Here is a 21,720-nt window from a genome sequence, read left to right as displayed (position 1 = left end):
GCTGGTTTGTACTTGGTGGTCGGGCTTGTAATCGTAACTTCTTCTACCTTGTAAGGCTCGCAAGTGGTTTCTGCCTCAATGGATTTTAGTACAAGCAACTGACTGTCAAGCCTAAATATCACAAAGCTTTCCATCCTTCCTTTCTCATACTTATGCATAAACTCTTCTACGCCTTACTGGCGCTTGGCATCAGCCACGGCGCCATGGCCCAGCTGACAGGTACCCGCACCATTGACCCGGCGGGCAGCGGCGCTAGCAACTACCCCACGTTTGCGGCGGCTGTGGCGGCCCTAAACGCGCAGGGTGTGGGCACGGGCGGCGTGACGTTTCAAGTGAAAAGCGGCGCTACGTTTGCCGAGCTGGTACCAGCCATTACCGTAAGCGGCACGGCCGCCAACCCCATCATCTTCCGCAAAGACGGTACCCTGGCCAACCCCAAACTGCAAGGCACGGGCACGGGCACCACCGACGCGGCCGTAACCCTCGATGGGGCCGACTACGTGACCTTCGACGGCATTGACATCAACGACGCGGCCACCAACACCACCGGCGCACAGCAGCTGGAATATGGGTTTCTGCTGAAAGACGGGGCCACCCATAACACTATTCAGAACGCCACCGTGGACCTGACCCGCGGCAACGCCAACCGCACCAACGGGGTGTACGTGCAAGACGGCGGCAACAACCTGAACCGCTTCCTGTCGAACACCGTGCAGGACTGCTACTACGGCTACAACCTGGATGCCACCACCAGCGGCACCGACGACGGCAACGAAATAGACCAGCTACTGGGCGGCGCACCGAGCCGGGTACTTACTATCGGGGCGGCTACGGGTAGCCCAACCACTACCGTGTATGGCATCTACCTTCGTTCCCAAACCAATGCCCGCGTCAGCAATACCGAAATAGCCACCCTCAGTGGGGCCAGCGCGGTGTACGGCATCTACTCGACGGGCGCCAGCAACTCGGCCAACATTCTCGACAACCGCGTGCACGGTCTGGTGGGCACGGGCAGTACGTCGGCGGCGCAGGCCATCTTCGTGAACAGCGGGGTGTTGCACCGGGTGGGGCGCAACCGCACCTACGATATTCTGTCGAGTGGCACCGGCGGCTTTGCCTCGGGCATGGACATCAACGGGGGCACTACCAATTACGTGTTCAACAACTTTGTGTACGACGTGAAAGCGCCGGGCAGCACGGCGGGCACCTCGGTACGGGCGCTGAGTTTCCGGGGCGGCACCAACAACTACTGCTACCACAACACGGTGGTGCTGACTTACACTGCCACGGCCGCCTCCAACAAAAGCGGTGCGTTTTATATTTCCAGCGCCCCGCCGGTTGACTTACGCAACAACATCTTTGTGAACCTGGTAACCGGGCTGCCGGCCGGCGGCGGCGGCGTGGCGGCGGCCTTTTTCAAGAGCACGGCTTCGGTAACTAACCTGGCGGCTACTTCGGGCAACAACCTGTTTTACGCGGGCACCCCCTCGGCGGAGAAGCCGATTTTCTACGGGGTGGCCACCACGCCGGCCGTAGATCAGACGCTGGCGCAGTACAAGTTGCGGGCTGCTCCCGCCGAGCAGGGCTCGGCAACGGAAAACGTACCGTTTGTGAATGCCCTGACCGACCCGCACATTCAGCCCGGCGCAGCCACCCAGGTGGAAAGCGGTGGCGGCTCCCTGGTGGCTTCCGCCCTACCGGTCCCGACTGATATTGACGGCACCGCCCGCACCGTAGCTACCCCCGACATAGGCGCCGACGAAGGCACGTTTGTAGCCGTTGACCTCACCGGCCCGACCATCACCTACCAGCCGCTAGGCAATACAGCTAGCACTGGTAACCGTACCTTGGCCACGCAAATCAACGATGCCTCGGGGGTGGATGCTACGGCAAGCGGCTCCCCGCGGCTCTACTACAAGAAAAGCACCGACGCCAACGTATTCACGGCCCCCAACGACGCCACCGGCAACGGCTGGAAGTGGGTAACCCCAGGTCCCGCGCCGGGCACGGTTACCTTGTTCACTATCGATACCAGCAAGTTACGCTCCGCCCCAGCCCTCGGCGACACCCTCCAGTACTTTGTAGCGGCGCAGGATTTGGCTACCCCCCCGAACGTGAGTGCTTCGCCCGGCGCGGGCTTTGCGGCTACCTCGGTAAGTGCCATCACCAGCGCCCCTACCCGGCCTAGCTATTACCGGATTATTGGCGCGCTGAGCGGCGTGAAAACCGTGGGTACCGCCGCTACCGCCGACTACCCCACCCTGACGGCCGCTGTAGCCGCCGTGAACAGCAGTGTGCTGGGCGGCGCCCTTACTTTGCGCCTCCTCGATGCCACGTACCCCACCGAAACGTACCCAATTACTATTAATCCCAACCCCGGCTCTAGCAACGTCAATACCATCACCATCAATTCGGCGCTGGCCGACCAGTCGGGTTCTTCGTTTACGGCCCCGGCCAGCACGACCACGCCCCTGCTCATTGTAGATGCCGAACATGTAACGGTGACCGGCGAAGGTACCAGCAGTCCTACCAGCCGCGGTTTGTCGTTTACAAACAATGGCACGGCTACCAGCAGTGGCGTGGTATTCGTATCGGGCAACAACGTGCTGCTGAGCCACCTGAACCTGAAAGCGGCCAGCCCGACGACGGCGTATGGGGTGGCGTTCAACGGTACGGGCAGCAGCCGCATCCAGCGCTCGGCCATCAGCCGCACGGCCACCGCCATCCAAACCCAGGCCAATTGCGTTATCTTCACGGCCAACGACAACCTGATCGGCTCCACCGTGGCCGCTGATAAGGTGAGTACCAGTGGCATTGTTATACTGGCTACTACCACCTTTAGAGTATTTAACAATACCATTGCGGGCGTAACGCGGGCCAGCGGCGGCGCGGCAGCCGGCATTGTGGTAGGCACAACCAGCAGCAGCGGTTTGATTTTCGCCAACACCATTTCCGACATCACCCAAACCGCCGCCACCACCACCGACGCGTACGGCGCCTACGGTATCCGTCTTTCGGCTACCTCTGCCACCGCCGATATCCAAGTGGTAAACAACCTAATTTCGGGCATCCAGGGCACTGGCGAGGACGACTACACCTTCACGCCGCACGGCATCTATATTTCGTCGGGCGGCGGGTATAAGCTGTACTACAACAGCATCTGGCTGACCGGCAATCTTGCGAATGGCACCACCCCAATTACGGCCGCTGTAGCCCTGAATACCGGCGTAACAGGCGTGGAAATGCTCAACAATATCCTCGCCAATGAACAGACTACTACGGCTGCCGCTGGCAAAACCTACGCTCTGTATTCGGCTTCGGCCACTTCGCCTTTCACTACCATTAATAACAACGCCTACTCGGTGGTGGGCGCTAATAGCACGCTAGCCTACGTGAACGGGGCCGCCCGCCCAACGCTTGCAGCATTGCGCACGGCTACCGCCCAGGATCAGGCCAGTCTGGCGGCCCGCGTGTACTTTACTACCTCTGCCCCCGGTATCGTGAGCGTTGTGCCTGAGCGCAGCTGCAACCTCGATGGCCACGCCCGTCCGATTTCCGGCTTCCCGGCTGATTATGCGGGCGTTACGCGCAACCCCACCACTCCCGATATTGGTGCTTTCGAGTTTACGCCTACCGCCTTGCCGGCACCTACTGCTCCCAGCCTAACAGCTAATTTAGGGCAGCCGGTACCGCCCCTCACCGCCACGGCCAGCACCGGCACCGCCGGCACCCGCGTATGGTACGCTGATGCGGCCCGCACCCAGCGCCTGTTTGCCGGCGACTCGTATGCTACCGGCCGCACCGCCGTGGGCGTGTACACCTATTACGTTGTCGATTCGGTGAATGCCTGCGTGAGCAGCAATACCACCGTCACGCTCACCATCCGGCAGCCGCAGGCCACCGTGCCCGCTCTGCGCGGCCTAAGCTTAAGCGTATTCCCGAACCCAGCCCTAGCCACCCAGCCCCTGACGCTGGAAGTGCAAGGTCCGGCCCGCCTTATTGACACGGAACTGCTTGATGTGCTGGGACGCCCGGTACACCAGCAGCAGGTACGCCACACCACAGGCACCTCCCGCACCGAGCTGGCCGTGCCAGGTGCGGCCCCCGGCATCTATCTGCTCCGCCTCAGCACCGAAGGCCAAACCACCATCCGCCGGGTGATACTAGAATAGGATAGCTGCAACACACAGAATATAAAACAATAAACCCTTGACGCTCAAGCGCCAAGGGTTTATTGTTTTATATTAGTTTATAGGTTATCAATAGCTGGAGGCTGCTGCGGAGGTCGAGGCACCACTGAGGGCGCTACTTCGCGTCGTTGATTTCAATCCAATAGCCATCGGGGTCCTGCAAATACAGCTGCCGCACGCCATCGGCCCGGAGGGTTACTTGGCTTTGCTGGCCCAGCAAATTGCTATATGCTACCTTCTGCCTGTCGAGGCGTTTGGCAAACTCCGGTACCGAGGCCGTGCTGAAACACAGGTGCACGTTCTTTTCCGGTGTGAGAGTGCAAGTGCCTTGAATAATGTGCATCTGGAGTTGCGGCCCAATGCTGAGCCAGGTGTGCCGGCCGTCGTTGAAGGGGTTGGGTATTTCGGGTAGGGCCAGCACCAGCTTGTAGAAATCGGTGCTGGCTTTCAAATCCTTCACGCAAATAGCGGCGTGGTTGAACGTGAGGGTGGGCTGCTGCGCTTGGGCTGCTGTGGGTAGCAGACCAAACGAAATAAAAAGTAGGAAGAGAAAAGCTACGCGTTTCATGGGACGGGTTGGGCGGGTTTGATTGGGGCAGCTATTTACTGATTTTCAGGCGCTTCCTGGCAAAGCGGGCAGCTTGCACGGGCAGCGGCTGGCTGCGGACCGCGTGCCCTGCTGCGAAACAGTTTACTTGCTTCCGGCTTTTACCGATACTTTTTCCTCTCTGAATCAACAACCTTCCTTTTATGCGCACCGTCAAGCAGCAGCACCGCGCCGTCAATTCGCCCATTGCCGATTTGGTAACCTACCGGGCTCTGCCTACGCCGTCGGTTGAGCACCTCGACCCGTTTTTGTTTCTGAATCACCACGGGCCACAGGTGTATACACCTAATAATCAAGGCCTGCCGTTCGGCCCGCACCCGCACCGTGGCTTCGAAACCGTAACCTTTATTCTCGATGGCGACATCATGCACCAGGACACCGGCGGCCACCAAAGCATCATCGAGGCCGGTGGTATTCAGTGGATGACGGCGGGCAGCGGCCTGATTCACGCGGAAGTTTCGTCGCCGGCGTTCAAGCGCACGGGCGGGCCGCTGGAGATTTTGCAGCTCTGGGTGAATCTGCCGGCCCAACACAAAATGACGACTCCGGCCTACACTGGCTTGCAGCAAACAGAAATTCCTACCATCACGCTGGATGAGGGCCGCGTGCAGCTTCACGCCGTAGCGGGCGAGTGGGCAGGCACAATGGGCAGCTACCAGCCACTCACCGATATACACTTGGCTACTATCGACTTGCAGGCCGGGGCCAAGCTTACGCTACCCACTCCGGCCGAGCATACCGTGTTCTTCTACACCATCCGGGGCAAGCTACACGTGAACGGCCAGGAAACCGAGGCCCGCTACCTCACCGAGTTCAACTACGACGGTAATGAGTTGCACATTGAGGCCCATACCGACGCCGTGCTTCTCCTCGGCCACGCCCTGCCCTTTCAAGAGCCCATAGTAGCCGCTGGCCCCTTCGTGATGAACACCGAACGAGAAATCCGCCAAGCCTACCAAGACTATCAAGCTGGCAAGTTTGGCCGGTGGAACTAGCGGTGAATTGGTGAAATAGTGAGTTTGACGTTCCATACTGTGTAAACAGAAAATCAAAATAGAACGTCATTCCGAGCTTGCCGGAGAGTCTCGGAATGACATCTGGCTTATTACCACAACATCAGCACGCGAGATTCCCCGGCACGCTCGGAATGACGTTCCATCAAGTTTTCAAGCAAGTACGTGTCAATCTGTACCCCTTGCGCGGCTTGAACATCAAACTCACTATCTCACTACTTCTCCTTCCGTGGTTGGGCGCGCTCGTATTGCACGGGCCATTTCACGTCGGCGCCCAACTCGTGGGCGGCGTGTAATGGGAAGTATGGGTCACGGAGCAGCTCGCGGGCTAGCAGTACTAGGTCGGCTTGGCCTTTGCTGATGATTTCTTCGGCTTGCTCGGCGGTGGTAATCATGCCCACGGCGCCGGTAGGCAGGCCGGTTTCCTCGCGTACTCGGGTGGCAAACGGCACCTGGTAGCCAGGGCCCACCGGAATATCGGCCTTGGGCACGTTGCCGCCAGTGGAACAGTCAATTAGGTCGACGCCGCGCTGCTTCAATAATTCCGTTAGCGCAATAGAATCGTCGATGGTCCAGCCGCCTTCCGTCCAGTCGGTAGCCGAAATGCGCACCAGCAGCGGTAGGTGGTCGGGCAGGAGGGCGCGGGTGTCTTCGGTTACTTCCAGCAGCAGGCGGCAGCGGTTTTCCAGAGAACCGCCGTATTCGTCGGATCGGTGGTTGCTGAGCGGCGACAAAAACTCGTGGAACAGGTAGCCGTGGGCCGCGTGCAACTCAATTACCTGGAAGCCAGCTTCCAAGGAGCGGCGCGTAGCTTCCCGGAAATCAGCCCGCACTTTCTCCAAGCCGGCTTTATCTAGTTCCAGCGGGGCGGGCTCATTGGCCGTGAAGGCCTCGGCACTTGGCGCTACGGTTTGCCAGCCACCTTCGGTTTCGGGCACTACGGCGCCGCCTTTCCAAGGGCTTTGGTGGCTGGCTTTGCGGCCGGCGTGGGCCAACTGAATGCCGGGTACGCAGCCTTGGGCCGTAATAAAGTCGTTGATGCGGCGCAGACCGGCAATGTGCTCGTCTTTCCAGATGCCCAGGTCGTCGGGGGTGATGCGGCCTTCCGGCGACACAGCAGCAGCTTCGGTGATGATAAGGCCGGCGCCACCTACGGCCCGGCTGCCCAGGTGCACTAGGTGCCAATCGTTGGCGAAACCGTCTTGGCTGCTATACTCGCACATAGGCGAAACAACTAGGCGGTTGCGCAGCGTAACGCCGCGCAGCGTGAAGGGAGAAAACAAAGCAGACATACAGATACAATCGAAAAGGAACAACAAGAAAAGTGTTGACTGCTTTAACTACAGGCAGCGCCTAGGGTTTTCCAAATGGCTTCCAACGCCCAGCTTACGGCACTGTACGCACGGCGCTGACACTACCTGCTGCGCGGTGCATTATATTGAGGCAGACAGGCTGCGCTTCCTTGTGTTACTTTTGTCTTCTGTCTCTTAGCCATGTTTGTTTTTTGCGACGAAGTTTATCATCTCCTGACCGATGCCGGCTGGCATCAGGGGCGCGTCGTTGATACGCAGCATTATCGAGAGCAGGCCCTCCGGCTAGGGTTGCCGTGGCTGCCTACGGCTGAGGCATTCCTGCAAGAGTTTGGGGGGCTGTACTGCTTTTTCGTCCGCCACGACCTTAGCATTAGCCGAGTATTCTTCGATGCGCACAGGGCCGCCGCCTTTCCCAATTTGCCGCAGCTGCTGCGCGAGTACAGCCCGTGCGTGCCGCAGCAAACCTTGTGCGTAGTGGGGCAGGCCTACACCGATCCGCTGTGCTTGCTCATGGATGCCGAAGGCACATTATACGGGGCATTTGCCGGCGGCTTTTATCGTATTGCTAGTTCAGGAAGTGCTGGGGTTGAAGCCGTTATTCTGGACTTACCTTTCCAGGAAGTTTCCACTCCGGTCCGGTAACTTACCGATATTCGTCACCCAGCGCCCAGCGCGGCGTATATTCTCTTATGATTCCGCTTATTCATCAAACGCCCCGCCTCACGTTGCTGGCTGCCAGCCGGGCCTTGCTCACCGCCGAGTTGCACAAGCCGCGTTATTTTCCGGTTTTGCTCGGAGCCACTATCCCTACATCTTGGCCCCCTGGCGAGTACGATGAAGCCGCCATGCACTACTTCCTCGACCAACTCACCATTGGGGGCCGGCACGCCGCAGGCTGGTATGGCTGGTACGCCATCCGTAAAGCCACCCCCGACACGCCCAAAACCCTAATTGGTGCGGGCGGCTTTATGGGCCCACCTGAGGCCGGTACCGTAGAAATCGGCTACTCCATTGTGGACGAGTGGCGCAAACAGGGCTTGGCCACTGAGTTAGTGGCCGGCTTACTGGAGCAAGCCGCCAACACCGGTATGGTCCGCCACGTAGTAGCACACACCTTCCCTGAGAATGCCGCTTCCCAACAGGTGCTACTAGCTAACGGCTTTCAAGCCACCGGCACAAACTCCGATGGCCGCCTGCGCTTCGAGCGGGACGTAGAGCCGGCGGTGGTATAAGTATAATTTGAGGAAGCCAGGTAGTTCACTACCGCGTGGCATCCGGCTTGGGGCGCTCTCCTTTGGAGGATGGATACTGTGGGTCGAGCTTTACCAGGGCGTCGCGCAGGCTGCGGGCTACCACGTAGGCTTTGTACCAGTTTTGGTCGGCGGGCACCAGGTGCCACGGGCAGGAACTAGGGTTGCAGTGCTCGAATACATCTTCATACACAGCGCGGTACGCGGGCCACTGCTTGGCTTTGTCTTCGTCGCCGGCCTCGTATTTCCAGTGCTTTTCGGGGTCGGTTACGCGCTCAAGCAGCCGCTCCCGCTGCTCCTTTTCTGATACGTGCAGGTAGAACTTCAAGACCGTAGTGCCGGCCTGCTGCAACAGCTTCTCGAAGTTATTGATGGCCGTGAAGCGCCGCTTAGCTTCCTCGTTGCTCACCAACCCCGACACTCTGGTCACCAGCACATCTTCGTAGTGGGACCGGTTGAATACGTGAATCATACCCTTGGGCGGTACTTGCTGGTGCACCCGCCACAGAAAATCGTGGGCCAGTTCCAGCTCGGTAGGCTCCTTAAACGAATGCACTCGCACACCCTGTGGGTTGATACCACTGAATACCCGCCGAATTAGGCCGTCTTTGCCGCTGGCATCCATACCCTGCAACACCACCAACACGCTTCTCTTGTTCTCGGCATACAGCCGGTTTTGTAAGTCAATCAGCTCCTGCCGAATACGTTTCATTTCCCGCAACGTCGATTCTTTGTGAAACTCAGACGGAGCCCGGCTAGGCAGCTTGGTTAGGTTGATGGCTTTGGGGGTTTTCATAGGGCAATTGAGTCAACAAAGTCGTGGGCAGCGGGTTCAATCCCGAATGCCGGATGGAACGCAGTGCGCGCCCCACGCTATACGCACAGCGGCATATTATGGCGCAGCTTATAGTAGGCATTATACCCACAACAATTACGCGGTTTCAGCTCCAGCACCCAAAGCCGCCAAGGTGATAGCCCCATCGGAAGCATGGCGAAGCTGTGCCTCTAAGCCCGCGGCGTGCAGATCGTGCATAAGTCCTTCGCCGGTGGCTTCCGGCGAATAAATATCAGCGGTAGTAGCTACCACTACCACTGGCCGTTTGGGCAGCCCCGCCAACGTGGCCTGCCGGTTGATTTCGGGCGGGAAAACGGCGGCATATAGCACCAGCCGGTCGTAGTGGAGGCCGCTATTGGCTAGCCAGCGGCAGGCCGCCGCCGCACCGTGCCCATGCCCGAGCACCGTAATCGGCGTCTGGGGTGGGCAGGCGGCTAGTATCTGCGCAGCTAGGTTCTCCAGGTACTGCGCTACATCCGGCAGGTCGTACTCGGTGGCGTCGCTGGCAAACCAGGCGGCCATCGGGCTACCGGCATCGGTAGCAACGGCAGCAGGCTGGTCGAAGCGGGCCAGACCTTCTGGCAGAATCAGGAGGCGCTCCGGTGTATCGAGGGGGCGCAGCTGAGCGGCAAAACCATCCACCGATTCGTTGTGGCTGTGTAGGCAGAACCAGACGTGCCGGATGTCAGGTCCGGGCTCACCGAGGCTGTAGTAACGGGCCGTGCGTGTGGTAGAGAAGGTATGAAGCTGCATAAAAACAGGGGTAGCGTTACGGAATCGGGTGCACAGCTGTATACGCAAGACCACACTGTACCGCTGGCATTCTACTACGCTTCAGCAAGACACAATGGCCGAAAACATCTTTTTGCCTTGATCGTTACGCTGCCCTTGTGTCAGTAAACCATTAGCATACTACCCCATACATTGTTGGTACATAGTTTGCAATACCCCTCTCGTAACTACGAAAGGGACACCGACTATGAACTTGATAAGCAGAGAATTCATCCGCAATATGGCCCCGCAACTTGACTTGCTCAACACGCTGGGTGGTGGTATTGCCCAAGCCCAAATGCGGATTGATAAGCTGAAGAAAGGCGTGGTTGTTCGGGTAGCAGCTCCTTCGGTCAGCCCCGAAAACATCCACGTCGTGCTCAACAACAACCGCATGACCGTCTTCGGCGAGTTCCGCCACGAGCCCGAAGACCAACTGGCCGCGCCGTTGTTCACCCGCATCCTCGACTTGCCCGGCAACCTCGACCTGACGCGCATCGACGCCATCCACGAGAACAACGAGCTGCAAGTGCGCATTCCGTACCTGGACCCCAGCAGCCAGCAGCGCGAAATTGATATCAAGCAGCGCTAAACCAAGCCGTTGCTCATAACGCCGGGACCGACCGGCACCTTGTTGTACCCAGCCACTGCGATGCAGTGGCTTTTTTTTGTCCATTCATTTCCATAAACAGCTCAGCCAACTGACTAACCTAATGCTTTCTATGCTAATCGAACAACGGAATCAAAAGCACGAATCCCGTCAGCAGGGATAGGTAGAACCAGCCCATTACCTGCCCCCGGTAGCGCCGAGGCAGCCGGTTGCTGAGTAGCAGCACGGCCACCACAATCAGCACCATATGCAGCAGCAAAAACACCACCGTTTTCACCCAATTGGGTACAATAGTGTTTTCGGGCTGAAACTGGTCGGCCACGCCCAGCGGCGACGTTACCCACCGCAGCAACTGGTACGCCGCCGTTTCAAACGCCACGAAAAAGACGGCCCCCAGCAAAAGCGCACCAGGGCCTGATTTTTCGGTTACGTCGGCCATCGGGTTAGGCGAAATGGTGAGTTGTGAAGTTGAGGATTTTTACTGGCTTATCGCCCCACTGTGCGGCACTACGTTTCACTTTTTGCCGGTTACTTCCGCCGTGCGGGTTTCAATGTACAGTGCTTCCACTTTAGCCCGCGCCCAGGGCGTACGGCGCAGAAACGTGAGGGCTGATTTCACGCTGGGATTTACTACGAAGCAATTCATACGCAGCCGCTCATCGAGGCCGGGCCAGCCGTAGTGCGCCTGCAAATACTCGAGAATGGACGCCAGCGTAACGCCGTGCAGCTCCCGGATGAGGTGGCCGTTTTCGTCGCGGGCATCGGAGGCGGAAGCAGGAGGGGTAGGCATAGGAAAGTGGAAAACAGAATCGGGTGGCAAGGTCGGAAAAAGTGGTAAACCCATGGTAGTTTGTTGACCACAGGCACTAGCCAACAGTTTCCGGGCGTTACTTTTGCCATGACCACCCGTATGAAGCGCCGCTCTGCTCCCCCTGTTCACTCTTCGCCTTGGCGTCCGGCGCTTCGCTGGCTAGCCCTGCTGTTGGTGGTGGGCAGCGTTGCAGTCTACTACCACTATCAGCGGCAAATCAACCGGCATGCGCGCCGGGCGTGGGCTTCGTTTGTAAGTGGGCACCTCACTGGCCGCGAGAAAACGCCGTTGCTGGATGGCTACGCTGTGCACGGCATTGACGTATCGGCCTACCAAGGACGAATCGACTGGGCAGAGGTGTCGCGCAACCACGTGAAATTCGCCTTCATCAAGGCCACCGAAGGCGTTACGCTGCGCGACTCCAAGTTTCAGCGCAACTGGAAAGCGGCCCGCAAAGCCGGGGTGTACCGGGGCGCCTACCACTACTTCCAACCCACCTACGACGGCGCCAAGCAAGCCAACCTGTTCACGCGCACCGTGCCCCTGGCCCCCGGCGACTTGCCGCCGGTGCTAGACGTAGAGCACGCCGAGTTTCACGATGTGGCCGTGATGCGCCGCAACGTAGCTACCTGGCTGCGGTTGGTGGAGCGGCACTACGGCGTACGGCCAATTCTCTACTCCAACTACAGCTTCTACCAACGTTACCTCGCGGGCCATTTCGATAAGTACCCTTTGTGGCTGGCGCACTACGAGGTGGATCAGCCCCGCCTGCCGCGCGAGAAGTGGATTATCTGGCAGCATTCCGACGAAGCCTACATTCCCGGCATTCGGGGCACCGTTGATTTCAACGTATTTCAGGGCAGCTTCCAGAGTTTGCTCGATTTGCGTATTCCGCCTAAGTCTGCGCCTTCTTCAAAGCGGTAATGGCGGCTGGCCAGCTATTTGCCTGCCGGTATTGGCAGCCAGTTCTTTTGTGTTTCGCCACGGCGGTGTTGCTAACACCGCCGGCAAGGTTCACCTAACCCCGTTCTCATGCCTATTGCTTCCATCCGCCGCCTGTTGTTTTCGCCTTCCCTTATGGCCGGTGCTCTGCTGGGAGCGGCCAGCCTGCTTGGGGCCTGCTCCGGTGGCAAGTCAGCCTTCACCCAAACCGGGCAGGGCTCCTACTACGCCGACAAGTTTGAGGGGCGCAAAACGGCCAGCGGCACTCGGTACCGAGCCAACAAGCTCACGGCCGCGCACAACACGTTGCCTTTCGGTACGGTCATTCGAGTTACCAACCAGCGCACTCACCGCTCCGTGAAAGTGAAAGTCACTGACCGGGGGCCGCACGCCAAAGGCCGCATCGTGGATTTGTCGCGCAAGGCCGCCCGCCGCATCGGGATGGTCGACTCGGGGGTAGCGCCAGTGCAGTTGAAAGTTGTGAAAAAGAAACGCTAGCGCCCTTAGCCTTCCTGATGCTGGTTTCGTACTATTACAACTTGCTCCCATTTCCCACCTATTCAACAGAAACGGCAATGCGTATTCGTAAAAAAGTAGCGTGGCTTCCGCCACTCAAACCGGGCCGCTTTCTGGCTCTGGAAGCCTTTATCAAAGCAGCTGAAGCGCAAGGGTGGACGGAAGCAGAAGTGCAGTATGTTATTAACGAGGTAGTGGAAGCTAAAGACGACACCGAGGCACTGGCTATCCTCCAGGATTACTCCTAAATCAAGAACGCCCACCAATGCCGCTAAACGCCAACGGCAGCCCGACCTTGAGGTTGGGCTGCCGTTGGCGTTTTTTGCACAGACAATGCTCTAGCTTACTTGCCTTTCTTCTTGCCCTTTTTGCCTTTGTTATTATCCTTGGCCGCTTGCGATAAACTATCCTGCTGGGCTTTGTAAGCTGCGGTAGTTAGGCGCCCGCTCAACGACATATAGTCGCCTTCTTTGAGGGTAGTAGTGCTGCCGTCTTTCATGGTTACGGTACCGTCGGGCCGTATTTTGGTGCCGCTGATGAGGACCGTTTCCTGCGTAACAGTTGTGGTTAGGCTGCTCTGGGTCATTAGCACCTTGCCGTCTTTTAGTGTCACGCCATCCTTCACACTAGGGCCGTTGCTGGCAACTTTTGCTTTGGGCTGTACCGGCTTGCGGGGCGGAATTTTGGTTTGCGCCTGAGCGACTACGCTACCCAGACCAAGCAGCGCAACTAGCGCTAGAGCAGGAATTTTGTTCATTGAAGCAAGAAAAGAAAAAGGCAGAGAACTTAGGATAGTAATACTACTGCAACATACAAAACTGAGGCCAATTCTGTTCCGGCAACCCCGTTTCGTTCTGTTTCGTTTCTACTTCTGTTCTTTCCTCTCATCCAATAAGCTAGCGTATGAGCTCCGACCCAAAAACCGACGATATTTTCAAACAATTCAAGGACGACGTGAACATGACAGCCACCGAGCTAGAGAAGTGGTTGAAAACGGAAGAATCTAAATCAGTTGGGCAAGACAGTGGCGACGGCAAAAGCATCGGACACAAGTCGGGCGAGCATATCATCCGCATCTTGCACAAGAAGAAAGCTGACCTCACCCCCGACGATGAGGCCCACATGCACAAAGTGCACAGCTACGTCAGCCGCCACTCGGCGCAGCGGCCCTCTTCCGATGTTGAGCATTCGCGCTGGCGGTATTCACTGATGAACTGGGGCCACGACCCGCTGAAGTAAGCAGCTAGTTGCGAAGCGTAAGTTACTGCTTACCAGCCGCCAAGTTGCTGGGTGAGTAATGGCCTGCACTGCATAGCTCCCCTACTTCACTTTCTCCTACCCTGCTGCTCCATGGATTACAAAGATTATTACAAGGCCCTGGGCGTTGATAAGAAAGCTACCAACGACCAAATCAAGAAAGCCTACCGCAAGCTGGCCCGCCAGTACCACCCCGATGTGAACCCCAACAATGCGGAAGCGGAGCGCAAGTTCAAAGAAATCAATGAGGCTCATGAAGTACTCTCTGACGAGGAGAAGCGCCGAAAATACGACGAGTTAGGTGCTGATTGGCAGCGCTACCAGCACGCCGGAGCCGGTCGGGGCCAAACCCAAGGTGGCTTCGACTGGTCGCAGTACCAGCAAGGTGGGGGTGGTGGGGGCTTTGAGAGCTTCGGCGACGATGCTAGCTTTTCCGACTTCTTCAGCAACATCTTCGGTGGCATGGGCAACCGGGGCGGCAGCCGGGCCGGGGCCGGCCAAGACTACCAAGCTGAGCTGGAGTTGACGCTGGAAGACGCCTACCGGGGCGGGCCGCGTACCCTCAACGTGAACGGCAAAAGCCTGCGCATTACCATCAAGCCGGGCGTGGAAGACGGCCAGACCATCCGGCTGCGCGACCAGGGCGCACCCGGCCGCAACGGCGGCCCCAGTGGCTCCCTCTACATCACGCTCCGGGTGCTGCCCGATGCCCGCTTTGCCCGCCTTAGCAACGACCTCACGCAGGAAGTACAAGTACCGCTGTACCGAGCGCTGCTGGGCGGCGAGCAGGTGGTAGACACGCTGGCCGGGCCGGTAAAAATCAACATCAAGCCCGAAACTCAGAACGGCACGCGCCTCCGGCTGCGGGGCAAGGGCTTCCCGGTGTATGGGCAGGAAGGTCAGTTCGGCGACTTGTACCTGCACCTGACCGTGCAACTGCCGCAACGCCTCAACGACCAGGAAAAAGACCTGCTTCGGCAGCTAGCCGCCCTGCGCAACGATTAATTTCTGAGCCCCACCCCGTATAGCTTATGAAAACGTACATCATCAGCATCACCTACCACGACTGCGCCCTGCGCTACGGCCTGAGTGAAACCGACCTGCACGACTTTGCCGATCTTGGCTTGCTAGCCACCGATCCGGCCACTGGCTTTATTGAAGAGGAGCCCGACCATTTAGCTCGTTTGTCTCGCTTGCACCATGAGTTAGGCTTAAGCAAAGAAGGCATAGACGTGGTACTGGCCATGCGGCAGCGCCTATTGGCGCTACAGCACGAATTGATGTTGCAACGTGCCCGCGCCCGGCAGTTTGAGCATCTCCTCAGTAGCACCGGCCCCACCCTCGATGCGGATGATTGGCTGTAAGTGAAACGGCGAGTCTGCTGTTCTGGCCGCGCAAATAGCGTAAGCCGAACAGCAGACTCGCCGTTTCATTCACTTAGAGTAGTTCTACGCCCAAGGCCAGGGCGGTGCCGGCTAGGGTAGCCACCAGTTTCGGCAAATTGAGGCGATGCTCGGGGCTAGTCTCAAAAAGAATGGTAGTGGAAACGTGTAGAAAGTTACCCGCTACGAACCCGAGCAGTGCCGCGTAGAGTCCGCCGGTCAGGAGCTTGTCAAGCACCACATAGTTGCTGACTACGATGCCTACTGGGGCCGCCAGCGCAAACACAATTAGCAAGGGCAACACCCGCCGAAAAGCCCCCAACCGCAACTGCAACGCCGCTACCAGCGCAAAAGCCGCCGGAATGTGGTGTAGCGCCACCCCCGTTAGGATGGCGTAAAAATTGTCGCTGACGGTGCCAGCTTCCGGGGCTTTCACTAGAATACTACCCTCCAAAAAGGAGTGAATAATTAGCGAGAATAGCAGCAGAAACGGTACATGCCCGGCGTGGGATGTATGGTGATGCACATGCCCATGCTCCACCCCCTGCGAAAATACTTCCAGCACAAGTTGCCCGAAAAAACCAGCCAGCACATAATACCCAATGCGGTGCATGTCGCCGGGCACTAGCAGCAAGGCCTCTGGTAGTAGATGGGTGATGGTAAGCGTAAACAGATACGCTCCGCTGAAAGCCAGCAAAGGCTTCATCCAAGTGGTACTAGCTGTGGGCACTAATTGGGTGGCCCAACCAGCTCCCAGCACAGTAGAAAACAACAGCAGTACAGCAAACCACATATGCAGTGGGTAAAATAAAAAGGAATCGAAAAAGAGAACCTGCGCTAGCAATGGCCTTCTTTCCGCAACACAATTAGCGTAGGCCAACCGAGGGCAACACGCTATTTATGCAACAATGTTACAAAATTGTTTCTATCCTCGTTTGGATGGAATAGAAAGAGGAAGCCGAGCGTCTGGCAGACAACTCGGCTTCCCCTTATCAGCCAACCACTTAGTGGTTTTTACTGAGCTACTGGCTTGAAATCCGGATTAGGCTCTAAATCCATTTCGCACACAGGGCATTTGCCCGGTGAGTTGCTGGCACTGCCCTCACAGCCCATTGGGCAAACGTAGGCCATGGCTACTGCTGCGTGCGTACTGTCGGCGGCTGGTGCAGTAGTAGTGGCAGCAGTGGTAGTTGCCGGTTTATGGTCGCAAGCCGTTGATACCACGAGGCTGGTACCAAGTAAAAAAACAGAAGCTACGTGCTTCAGCAATGATTTCCTCATACGATTCAAGCCTTATTCTGCCTTCGCCGGCTCATCTTCCGCTTTCACGGGCTTTGCACCTGCTTTCACCCGGTCAGCAGCCTTCTTGGTTACTTCTGCTTCCTGGGCATCGGCCGAAACGTTAGAGGTAGCACTAGGCTTAGCTTTGCCATCTAGAATCACTTGCGAGCTAACCGGACGCTCAATGGCCGCTCCTTTGTGCTGGTCGGCAGCCGCAGCAGTATGCTGGTCGAAGTTGTCGGAAGAACGGGAGCCGGGCTCTACCATATCCAACGATACTTTTTTGTCGGGACGCCAGTCGGAAGGTTCGTTGCTGCAAGAAGCTAGAGAAAGCGCGGCCACAGCCAAAGCAGAAAGCACGAGTTGCTTGGTCATTGTATTGAAGAGTTGATTGTTATGGTTGATTGTTGCCTGGCTGAATGTTGACCTCTTGTATGATTGGCGAGAAGGTGCTGATTGTTTAAACAACCTAAACCTATAAAAGTCAACCACCCAAAGAAGCCACCAATGCAGCTGTTGACTACGCTTCCGCAGGCAGTAGGCTTTTGCGGCGCAGCATCGACTCGAACAGCTTCTGGTCGTTGGGCGAGTTGAACACCTTAAATGGTACGTGCAAAAACATGGGCGTTTCGAAGGTACGAGCTACCCAAGCTTTCCAGCCAGTTACTTCGGCGGGCACGTCTTGGTTGCGGAACCACAACAAGTAGCCATCGGGCTGGCGCTGTACGCGGCCAATCATTTCCCAATTAACGCCCATGCCGCGGCCTTCTTTCTCGTTCTGCATCAGCCCAATCTGGCGCTGGTCAATTACGTAGCTCATGCGCTCAAACAGCGGCTTGGTTTGCTCCACCTGCGTTACGGCCGTAATCTGCGAGGAGCGCAGCAGCACGTACAGTATAGTGAGCACTAGCCCGGAAGCCAGCCACCACCACGACGGCCAGATGGCGGCGGGTAGTACTCCTATTACAAACGGAATAATAGCAAACCACCATTCCTTGCGCCACACGTAGCTCATGGCCACGCGGGTGTAAAGGTTGGAATCGAGCTGGTGTTTCTTGGTGCGAATGGCGAGCGGCGAACCGGCCTGGGCCTGCTGTTGCTGCCGGTAGCCGCCCCGCTGATTAGGTTGTTGCATTTTCTTGAATTGCTGAATGGTTAAATGGTTGATTGTTCTATCAGTTTACTGAACGGTCAACCATTTAATACGCTTTCAAACTTAAATCGAGGCTCTTCGTGGAATGTGTAAGAGCTCCAACGGAAATAAAATCGACACCGGTAGCGGCTACTTCGGCAATGGTATGTTCGGTGATGCCGCCGCTGGCTTCGGTAGAGAAACGCCCATTGATAAGCTTTACCGCCTCGCGTAGCAAGCTGGGGGCCATATTGTCGAGCATGATGCGTTGGATCCCGCCCGTATCCAGCGCTTCCTGCACTTCAGCCAGGCTACGGGTTTCCACTTCAATGGGTAGTTGCCGGCCCGTTTGCTTCAGGTAAGCCTGCGTGGCTTCAATGGCCGCCCGGATGCCGCCGGCGTAATCAACGTGGTTGTCTTTGAGGATAATTTGGTCGAAGAGGCCGTAGCGGTGATTTACGCCACCACCAATTAGCACGGCCCACTTCTCGCAAATCCGGAAATTGGGCGTGGTTTTGCGGGTGTCGAGCAGGCGGGCCTTGGTGCCAGCGAGTAGCGTGTTCAGGTAGGCTGTGTGAGTGGCAATACCGCTCATGCGCTGCATGCAGTTGAGTACCAGCCGCTCAGCCGTCAGAATGCTTTGCGCCCGGCCTTCCACGTTCAGCACAATGTCGCCGTGCTTTACGCGGGCCCCGTCGGCCAAGATCTGCTCTACTTGTAAGCTGGCATCAACTTCCCGGAAAATCAGATGTGCCAGCTCCACTCCTGCCAGCACGCCTTCATCTTTCACTAGCAGCCGGGCTCTGTTTTGCGCGTCGGCGGGCACAGAAGCCAAGGAAGAATGGTCGCCGTCGCCTACATCTTCAGCTAGCGCTGTGCGGATGAAAGTCGATAGAGCTTCGGGAGTGAGGTAGGAGGTGGTTTGCACGGTGCAAAAGTAGTGAAAAAAGCCCCTTCTTCGGTTCAACTCACTAGCAGTAGTATGCCCTCGGCTAGGCCAGTAAGTGGTAGCGGCAGCGCCGTACAACACAAAAAAACCCTGCCGGCTTACCGTCAGGGTTTCAACTAAGGGAAATATGGAAGGAGAGTAACCCCTTGTTTACTCTTTGGTGAACTCCATATTGTCGATGCGCAAGGTGCCATTTGTGCTTTTCATTTTCACAAACACCCGATACGAGCCGGCTTTGCTGCGGTACTTACCTACGGCATACGGAATACCACCGGGGCTAGCGCCTTGATGCACTATCTCGAAGTTGGCAGGAGAAGTCTTGGCAAAAAAGTCCTTCATCACAAACTCAGCCTGCGTGGCACTGTAGCTCTGCCGGTCGCCATCAATGCTGATTTCAACGGTAGGACCGAAATACTGCGACAATTCGCGGGAAGAAGAGTTACGAAGCGCATTGCTCACCGAGCCAAAGGCATCGCCCTGCGCCTGCGCCGCCGCCACCGAAAATAAGAGCCACACGAATACGAAGGCCTTGAAAAAAATGCGTTTCATCTCAGAGTATAGAGTGCGTCATGCAGCGAGCTAAAATTATGCCAACCATGCCTACGTAGCGGAAAGGCCCGAGGTTATTTTCAACGAAGACAGCCAAGATAAGAAAATGCGGTTGGTCCGGTGCAAGCCGCCTATCTTTGCGGGCATGAATAAGCAGGTACTGTTGGTGATTCTGGATGGCTGGGGATTGGCCAGAAACAAGGAAGTTTCGGCGGTTGACAAAGCCCAGACCCCTTTCGTTGATTCATTGTTTCAGCGCTTTCCGCACAGCAAGCTCCAAGCTTCGGGCGAAGCCGTAGGCCTCCCCGATGGGCAGATGGGCAACTCCGAGGTGGGCCACATGAATATTGGGGCCGGCCGCGTGGTGTATCAGGAGCTGGTGCGCATCAACAAAGCTATTCGGGAGCGGAAGCTGGGTTCTATCCCGGCGCTGGAAAAAGCCTTCGAGTACGCCCGCACCAGCGGTAAAAACGTGCATTTTATGGGCCTGTTATCCGATGGCGGCGTGCACTCCCACATCGAACACCTGAAAGCCCTGTGCACGCTGGCCCACGACGCCGATGTGCATAAGGTGTTCATTCATGCTTTCACCGATGGCCGCGACACCGACCCCAAAGGAGGCGTAGCATATGTGAACGACCTGGAACAGCACCTACAGCGCGGCGCCAGCGGCAAGATTGCCTCCATTGTGGGCCGCTATTACGCCATGGACCGCGACAACCGATGGGAACGGGTAAAAGTGGCCTACGACTTGTTGGTGAATGGCAAAGGCACGCCCTCCCAGAACCTAATTCAGAGCATGCAGGACTCCTACAAAGAAGGAGTCACGGATGAATTTCTGAAGCCCATTGTGAAAGTAGGCGCCGACGGCTTGCCGCTGGCTACCATTCAGGAAGGCGACGTGGTACTGTGCTTTAACTTCCGCACCGACCGGGGCCGCGAAATCACGCAGGCCCTCACGCAGCAGGATTTCCACGCCTTCCAGATGCACCGGCTGAACCTGCATTACCTCACCATGACCAACTACGACGCCACGTTTGTGGGCGTCACCCCGATTTTCGAGAAAGACAACCTTGAAAACACCTTGGGCGCGGTGCTGGAAGCCAACCACAAAAAGCAGATTCGCATTGCCGAAACCGAGAAGTACCCGCACGTAACGTTCTTTTTCTCGGGCGGGCGCGAAAAGGAGTTTGAGGGCGAAACCCGCCTGATGCGCCCTTCTCCAAAAGTAGCCACCTACGACCTGCAACCCGAAATGAGTGCCGCCGACTTGCGCGACGCTCTAGTGCCGGAGTTGCAAGCCAAGTCGGCTGATTTTGTGGTGCTCAACTTTGCCAACCCCGATATGGTGGGCCATACTGGCGTGTTTGAGGCCGTAGTGAAAGCCGTGGAAACGGTAGACGCCTGCGCTAAAGTAGTAGTGGAAGCCGCCCTCGCTAGCAACTACGCCTGCATCATCATTGCCGACCACGGCAACGCCGAGTTCATGGTCAACCCGGATGGCTCGCCTAACACGGCGCACACCACCAACTTGGTACCTTGCATCCTGGCCGACAACGACTACCGCGGCACTCTCACCGATGGCAAGCTCGGCGACATTGCACCTACGGTATTAGCGCTAATGGGCTTGCCCAAGCCCGCCGATATGACTGGCGTGAGCTTGCTGCAACCGGCAACCCCTCCGAATGCGTAAGGGCCACTGGCTATTACCAGCATTGCTGATGCTTGCGGCCTGCGGGTTGGAAGATGCTTCAGTGCGCCCCGCGGCTAACCGCAAGCCCAACTACTTTGATGTAAAGGGCCTACTGGATACGCAGATAGCGGAACTCAACCGCCAGCAGCCCGTGGTGGAAAAGCAGGTGCGCCTGCGCGACGGCAAAGTGGAAACCACCCGCGTAGTGAAAACCGACTGGAGCAAAGAGCTACAGGTTTTCTACCAAGCCGACATCAACAAGCCCGCCCTACGCGGCGCATATTCAGAAACAGTAGCTGGTCCTTCTGGTGAGCTTACTAACGCAAAGTCATACAAACTAATTGCTGCCGACACCAAAGCGCCAGTAGTTTCGCTGGTAGTTGGTACCTTGGGGGATACTCCAAGTACAGGACAGGAGTTGGCCGCTACTATTAGGCAAGACAACCCGTTGTTCTACAGCGAAAAGCGCCTGCGTTTGCGTACGCAAGGAGGCGCTTTAAAGGAATACGAAGTGCAAGGAGTGCAGAAGCTGATTATGTTCGATACGGTATATTACACGGTACGAACACGGGTGCTAGACTAAGATACTTAGTGCTTTCCACTGAGCTTTTCTGGACTT

26 protein-coding genes are annotated in these 21,720 nt (G+C 57.2%); 13 read left to right on the top strand and 13 right to left on the bottom strand.

Features of this window, described 5'->3' with window-relative positions:
• Positions 1 to 152: 152 nt before the first annotated feature.
• The gene (locus tag G536_RS0121815; protein ID WP_022825733.1) at positions 153 to 4,172 is read left to right on the top strand and encodes a T9SS type A sorting domain-containing protein; all 4,020 of its coding nucleotides are present in this window, start codon (positions 153 to 155) and stop codon (positions 4,170 to 4,172) included.
• A 133-nt stretch (positions 4,173 to 4,305) separates the two neighbouring features.
• Here the strand turns inward: G536_RS0121815 and G536_RS0121810 are convergent, their stop codons facing one another.
• Positions 4,306 to 4,758, bottom strand: coding sequence for a VOC family protein (locus tag G536_RS0121810; RefSeq protein WP_022825732.1), 453 nt, complete (start codon positions 4,756 to 4,758; stop codon positions 4,306 to 4,308).
• Positions 4,759 to 4,940: 182 nt separating this feature from the next.
• Here G536_RS0121810 and G536_RS0121805 point away from each other — a divergent pair, with 182 nt between their 5' ends.
• A complete protein-coding gene (locus tag G536_RS0121805) occupies positions 4,941 to 5,792 on the top strand; it encodes a pirin family protein (protein ID WP_022825731.1) in 852 nt (283 codons plus the stop codon).
• Positions 5,793 to 6,025: 233 nt separating this feature from the next.
• On the opposite strand, the gene G536_RS0121800 is transcribed toward G536_RS0121805, so the two are convergent.
• Positions 6,026 to 7,102: an NADH:flavin oxidoreductase/NADH oxidase gene (locus G536_RS0121800; RefSeq protein ID WP_022825730.1), complete on the bottom strand. Its 1,077-nt coding sequence runs from the start codon at positions 7,100 to 7,102 to the stop codon at positions 6,026 to 6,028.
• A gap of 201 nt (positions 7,103 to 7,303) precedes the next feature.
• Between G536_RS0121800 and G536_RS0121795 the strand changes: the two genes are divergently transcribed.
• Positions 7,304 to 7,765 (top strand): SUKH-3 domain-containing protein, encoded by a 462-nt coding sequence (locus G536_RS0121795; protein WP_022825729.1) that lies wholly within the window; start codon positions 7,304 to 7,306, stop codon positions 7,763 to 7,765.
• 47 nt (positions 7,766 to 7,812) lie between these two features.
• The gene (locus G536_RS0121790) at positions 7,813 to 8,355 is read left to right on the top strand and encodes a GNAT family N-acetyltransferase (protein WP_022825728.1); all 543 of its coding nucleotides are present in this window, start codon (positions 7,813 to 7,815) and stop codon (positions 8,353 to 8,355) included.
• A gap of 28 nt (positions 8,356 to 8,383) precedes the next feature.
• Here G536_RS0121790 and G536_RS29340 read toward each other — a convergent pair whose 3' ends face one another.
• Together G536_RS29340 and G536_RS0121780 are read right to left on the bottom strand one after the other, a co-directional pair.
• Complete coding sequence (locus G536_RS29340) at positions 8,384 to 9,169, bottom strand: PPK2 family polyphosphate kinase (protein WP_022825727.1); 786 nt, start codon at positions 9,167 to 9,169, stop codon at positions 8,384 to 8,386.
• A 135-nt stretch (positions 9,170 to 9,304) separates the two neighbouring features.
• A complete protein-coding gene (locus G536_RS0121780; protein WP_022825726.1) occupies positions 9,305 to 9,961 on the bottom strand; it encodes an alpha/beta hydrolase in 657 nt (218 codons plus the stop codon).
• Positions 9,962 to 10,220: 259 nt separating this feature from the next.
• Here G536_RS0121780 and G536_RS0121775 point away from each other — a divergent pair, with 259 nt between their 5' ends.
• Complete coding sequence (locus tag G536_RS0121775) at positions 10,221 to 10,571, top strand: Hsp20/alpha crystallin family protein (protein WP_169515138.1); 351 nt, start codon at positions 10,221 to 10,223, stop codon at positions 10,569 to 10,571.
• A 133-nt stretch (positions 10,572 to 10,704) separates the two neighbouring features.
• Here the strand turns inward: G536_RS0121775 and G536_RS0121770 are convergent, their stop codons facing one another.
• Positions 10,705 to 11,028 carry a hypothetical protein gene (locus G536_RS0121770; RefSeq protein ID WP_022825724.1) on the bottom strand — a complete coding sequence of 108 codons (324 nt, stop codon included), beginning with the start codon at positions 11,026 to 11,028 and terminating at the stop codon, positions 10,705 to 10,707.
• Between the two features lie 75 nt (positions 11,029 to 11,103).
• Positions 11,104 to 11,379: a VF530 family protein gene (locus G536_RS0121765; RefSeq protein ID WP_022825723.1), complete on the bottom strand. Its 276-nt coding sequence runs from the start codon at positions 11,377 to 11,379 to the stop codon at positions 11,104 to 11,106.
• 120 nt (positions 11,380 to 11,499) lie between these two features.
• Between G536_RS0121765 and G536_RS29335 the strand changes: the two genes are divergently transcribed.
• From G536_RS29335 to G536_RS0121750, 3 genes are all read left to right on the top strand, one after another.
• On the top strand, positions 11,500 to 12,324 hold the full coding sequence (locus G536_RS29335; protein ID WP_169515137.1) for a glycoside hydrolase family 25 protein: 825 nt from the start codon (positions 11,500 to 11,502) through the stop codon (positions 12,322 to 12,324).
• A gap of 108 nt (positions 12,325 to 12,432) precedes the next feature.
• On the top strand, positions 12,433 to 12,840 hold the full coding sequence (locus tag G536_RS0121755; RefSeq protein WP_022825721.1) for a septal ring lytic transglycosylase RlpA family protein: 408 nt from the start codon (positions 12,433 to 12,435) through the stop codon (positions 12,838 to 12,840).
• 77 nt (positions 12,841 to 12,917) lie between these two features.
• Positions 12,918 to 13,106 (top strand): hypothetical protein, encoded by a 189-nt coding sequence (locus G536_RS0121750; RefSeq protein ID WP_026880469.1) that lies wholly within the window; start codon positions 12,918 to 12,920, stop codon positions 13,104 to 13,106.
• 95 nt (positions 13,107 to 13,201) lie between these two features.
• Here G536_RS0121750 and G536_RS0121745 read toward each other — a convergent pair whose 3' ends face one another.
• Positions 13,202 to 13,615 (bottom strand): DUF6799 domain-containing protein, encoded by a 414-nt coding sequence (locus G536_RS0121745; RefSeq protein WP_022825719.1) that lies wholly within the window; start codon positions 13,613 to 13,615, stop codon positions 13,202 to 13,204.
• A 146-nt stretch (positions 13,616 to 13,761) separates the two neighbouring features.
• Here G536_RS0121745 and G536_RS0121740 point away from each other — a divergent pair, with 146 nt between their 5' ends.
• The 3 genes from G536_RS0121740 to G536_RS29330 all read left to right on the top strand — a co-directional run bounded on the left by G536_RS0121740 (position 13,762) and on the right by G536_RS29330 (position 15,479).
• Positions 13,762 to 14,097 carry a DUF3140 domain-containing protein gene (locus G536_RS0121740; RefSeq protein ID WP_022825718.1) on the top strand — a complete coding sequence of 112 codons (336 nt, stop codon included), beginning with the start codon at positions 13,762 to 13,764 and terminating at the stop codon, positions 14,095 to 14,097.
• Positions 14,098 to 14,208: 111 nt separating this feature from the next.
• Entirely contained in the window at positions 14,209 to 15,120 is a 912-nt protein-coding gene (locus tag G536_RS0121735) for a DnaJ C-terminal domain-containing protein (protein ID WP_022825717.1), read from the top strand.
• A gap of 26 nt (positions 15,121 to 15,146) precedes the next feature.
• On the top strand, positions 15,147 to 15,479 hold the full coding sequence (locus G536_RS29330) for a chaperone modulator CbpM (protein ID WP_022825716.1): 333 nt from the start codon (positions 15,147 to 15,149) through the stop codon (positions 15,477 to 15,479).
• 73 nt (positions 15,480 to 15,552) lie between these two features.
• Here G536_RS29330 and G536_RS0121725 read toward each other — a convergent pair whose 3' ends face one another.
• The 6 genes from G536_RS0121725 to G536_RS0121705 all read right to left on the bottom strand — a co-directional run bounded on the left by G536_RS0121725 (position 15,553) and on the right by G536_RS0121705 (position 19,408).
• Positions 15,553 to 16,290 (bottom strand): ZIP family metal transporter, encoded by a 738-nt coding sequence (locus G536_RS0121725; protein WP_022825715.1) that lies wholly within the window; start codon positions 16,288 to 16,290, stop codon positions 15,553 to 15,555.
• Positions 16,291 to 16,511: 221 nt separating this feature from the next.
• Complete coding sequence (locus G536_RS32325) at positions 16,512 to 16,778, bottom strand: heavy metal-binding domain-containing protein (protein WP_157530840.1); 267 nt, start codon at positions 16,776 to 16,778, stop codon at positions 16,512 to 16,514.
• Between the two features lie 12 nt (positions 16,779 to 16,790).
• Entirely contained in the window at positions 16,791 to 17,153 is a 363-nt protein-coding gene (locus G536_RS29325) for a hypothetical protein (RefSeq protein WP_022825714.1), read from the bottom strand.
• Between the two features lie 145 nt (positions 17,154 to 17,298).
• Positions 17,299 to 17,913 (bottom strand): hypothetical protein, encoded by a 615-nt coding sequence (locus G536_RS0121715; RefSeq protein WP_022825713.1) that lies wholly within the window; start codon positions 17,911 to 17,913, stop codon positions 17,299 to 17,301.
• 64 nt (positions 17,914 to 17,977) lie between these two features.
• Positions 17,978 to 18,838: a carboxylating nicotinate-nucleotide diphosphorylase gene (gene nadC, locus G536_RS0121710; protein WP_022825712.1), complete on the bottom strand. Its 861-nt coding sequence runs from the start codon at positions 18,836 to 18,838 to the stop codon at positions 17,978 to 17,980.
• A gap of 171 nt (positions 18,839 to 19,009) precedes the next feature.
• Positions 19,010 to 19,408 carry a DUF4783 domain-containing protein gene (locus G536_RS0121705; RefSeq protein WP_022825711.1) on the bottom strand — a complete coding sequence of 133 codons (399 nt, stop codon included), beginning with the start codon at positions 19,406 to 19,408 and terminating at the stop codon, positions 19,010 to 19,012.
• A gap of 145 nt (positions 19,409 to 19,553) precedes the next feature.
• On the opposite strand from G536_RS0121705, the gene gpmI reads away from it, so the two are divergent.
• Both gpmI and G536_RS0121695 read left to right on the top strand, forming a co-directional pair.
• Positions 19,554 to 21,101: a 2,3-bisphosphoglycerate-independent phosphoglycerate mutase gene (gpmI, locus tag G536_RS0121700; protein ID WP_026880468.1), complete on the top strand. Its 1,548-nt coding sequence runs from the start codon at positions 19,554 to 19,556 to the stop codon at positions 21,099 to 21,101.
• Complete coding sequence (locus G536_RS0121695; protein ID WP_022825709.1) at positions 21,094 to 21,684, top strand: hypothetical protein; 591 nt, start codon at positions 21,094 to 21,096, stop codon at positions 21,682 to 21,684. The genes gpmI and G536_RS0121695 overlap by 8 nt, the downstream gene beginning before the upstream one ends.
• The last annotated feature ends 36 nt before the right edge of the window (positions 21,685 to 21,720 follow it).

It is taken from the genome of Hymenobacter norwichensis DSM 15439 (genome assembly GCF_000420705.1).
Taxonomy (GTDB): Bacteria; Bacteroidota; Bacteroidia; order Cytophagales; family Hymenobacteraceae; genus Hymenobacter; species Hymenobacter norwichensis.
This window is presented reverse-complemented; position numbering and strand designations above follow the sequence as displayed.

What these genes read in the sequence shown, in the direction of transcription:
- G536_RS0121775 (WP_169515138.1), top strand. Translation starts at nt 10,221, where the DNA reads ATGGCCCCGCAACTTGACTTGCTCAACACGCTGGGTGGTGGTATTGCC.
- gpmI (WP_026880468.1), top strand. Translation starts at nt 19,554, where the DNA reads ATGAATAAGCAGGTACTGTTGGTGATTCTGGATGGCTGGGGATTGGCC.
- G536_RS0121735 (WP_022825717.1), top strand. Translation starts at nt 14,209, where the DNA reads ATGGATTACAAAGATTATTACAAGGCCCTGGGCGTTGATAAGAAAGCT.
- G536_RS0121695 (WP_022825709.1), top strand. Translation starts at nt 21,094, where the DNA reads ATGCGTAAGGGCCACTGGCTATTACCAGCATTGCTGATGCTTGCGGCC.
- G536_RS29340 (WP_022825727.1), bottom strand. Translation starts at nt 9,169, where the DNA reads ATGAAAACCCCCAAAGCCATCAACCTAACCAAGCTGCCTAGCCGGGCT.
- G536_RS0121725 (WP_022825715.1), bottom strand. Translation starts at nt 16,290, where the DNA reads ATGTGGTTTGCTGTACTGCTGTTGTTTTCTACTGTGCTGGGAGCTGGT.
- G536_RS0121800 (WP_022825730.1), bottom strand. Translation starts at nt 7,102, where the DNA reads ATGTCTGCTTTGTTTTCTCCCTTCACGCTGCGCGGCGTTACGCTGCGC.
- G536_RS0121705 (WP_022825711.1), bottom strand. Translation starts at nt 19,408, where the DNA reads ATGAAACGCATTTTTTTCAAGGCCTTCGTATTCGTGTGGCTCTTATTT.
- G536_RS29335 (WP_169515137.1), top strand. Translation starts at nt 11,500, where the DNA reads ATGAAGCGCCGCTCTGCTCCCCCTGTTCACTCTTCGCCTTGGCGTCCG.
- G536_RS0121750 (WP_026880469.1), top strand. Translation starts at nt 12,918, where the DNA reads ATGCGTATTCGTAAAAAAGTAGCGTGGCTTCCGCCACTCAAACCGGGC.
- G536_RS0121795 (WP_022825729.1), top strand. Translation starts at nt 7,304, where the DNA reads ATGTTTGTTTTTTGCGACGAAGTTTATCATCTCCTGACCGATGCCGGC.
- G536_RS32325 (WP_157530840.1), bottom strand. Translation starts at nt 16,778, where the DNA reads ATGAGGAAATCATTGCTGAAGCACGTAGCTTCTGTTTTTTTACTTGGT.
- G536_RS0121745 (WP_022825719.1), bottom strand. Translation starts at nt 13,615, where the DNA reads ATGAACAAAATTCCTGCTCTAGCGCTAGTTGCGCTGCTTGGTCTGGGT.
- G536_RS0121810 (WP_022825732.1), bottom strand. Translation starts at nt 4,758, where the DNA reads ATGAAACGCGTAGCTTTTCTCTTCCTACTTTTTATTTCGTTTGGTCTG.
- G536_RS0121770 (WP_022825724.1), bottom strand. Translation starts at nt 11,028, where the DNA reads ATGGCCGACGTAACCGAAAAATCAGGCCCTGGTGCGCTTTTGCTGGGG.
- G536_RS29325 (WP_022825714.1), bottom strand. Translation starts at nt 17,153, where the DNA reads ATGACCAAGCAACTCGTGCTTTCTGCTTTGGCTGTGGCCGCGCTTTCT.
- G536_RS0121815 (WP_022825733.1), top strand. Translation starts at nt 153, where the DNA reads ATGCATAAACTCTTCTACGCCTTACTGGCGCTTGGCATCAGCCACGGC.
- G536_RS0121780 (WP_022825726.1), bottom strand. Translation starts at nt 9,961, where the DNA reads ATGCAGCTTCATACCTTCTCTACCACACGCACGGCCCGTTACTACAGC.
- G536_RS0121740 (WP_022825718.1), top strand. Translation starts at nt 13,762, where the DNA reads ATGAGCTCCGACCCAAAAACCGACGATATTTTCAAACAATTCAAGGAC.
- G536_RS29330 (WP_022825716.1), top strand. Translation starts at nt 15,147, where the DNA reads ATGAAAACGTACATCATCAGCATCACCTACCACGACTGCGCCCTGCGC.
- G536_RS0121715 (WP_022825713.1), bottom strand. Translation starts at nt 17,913, where the DNA reads ATGCAACAACCTAATCAGCGGGGCGGCTACCGGCAGCAACAGCAGGCC.
- G536_RS0121790 (WP_022825728.1), top strand. Translation starts at nt 7,813, where the DNA reads ATGATTCCGCTTATTCATCAAACGCCCCGCCTCACGTTGCTGGCTGCC.
- G536_RS0121755 (WP_022825721.1), top strand. Translation starts at nt 12,433, where the DNA reads ATGCCTATTGCTTCCATCCGCCGCCTGTTGTTTTCGCCTTCCCTTATG.
- G536_RS0121805 (WP_022825731.1), top strand. Translation starts at nt 4,941, where the DNA reads ATGCGCACCGTCAAGCAGCAGCACCGCGCCGTCAATTCGCCCATTGCC.
- G536_RS0121765 (WP_022825723.1), bottom strand. Translation starts at nt 11,379, where the DNA reads ATGCCTACCCCTCCTGCTTCCGCCTCCGATGCCCGCGACGAAAACGGC.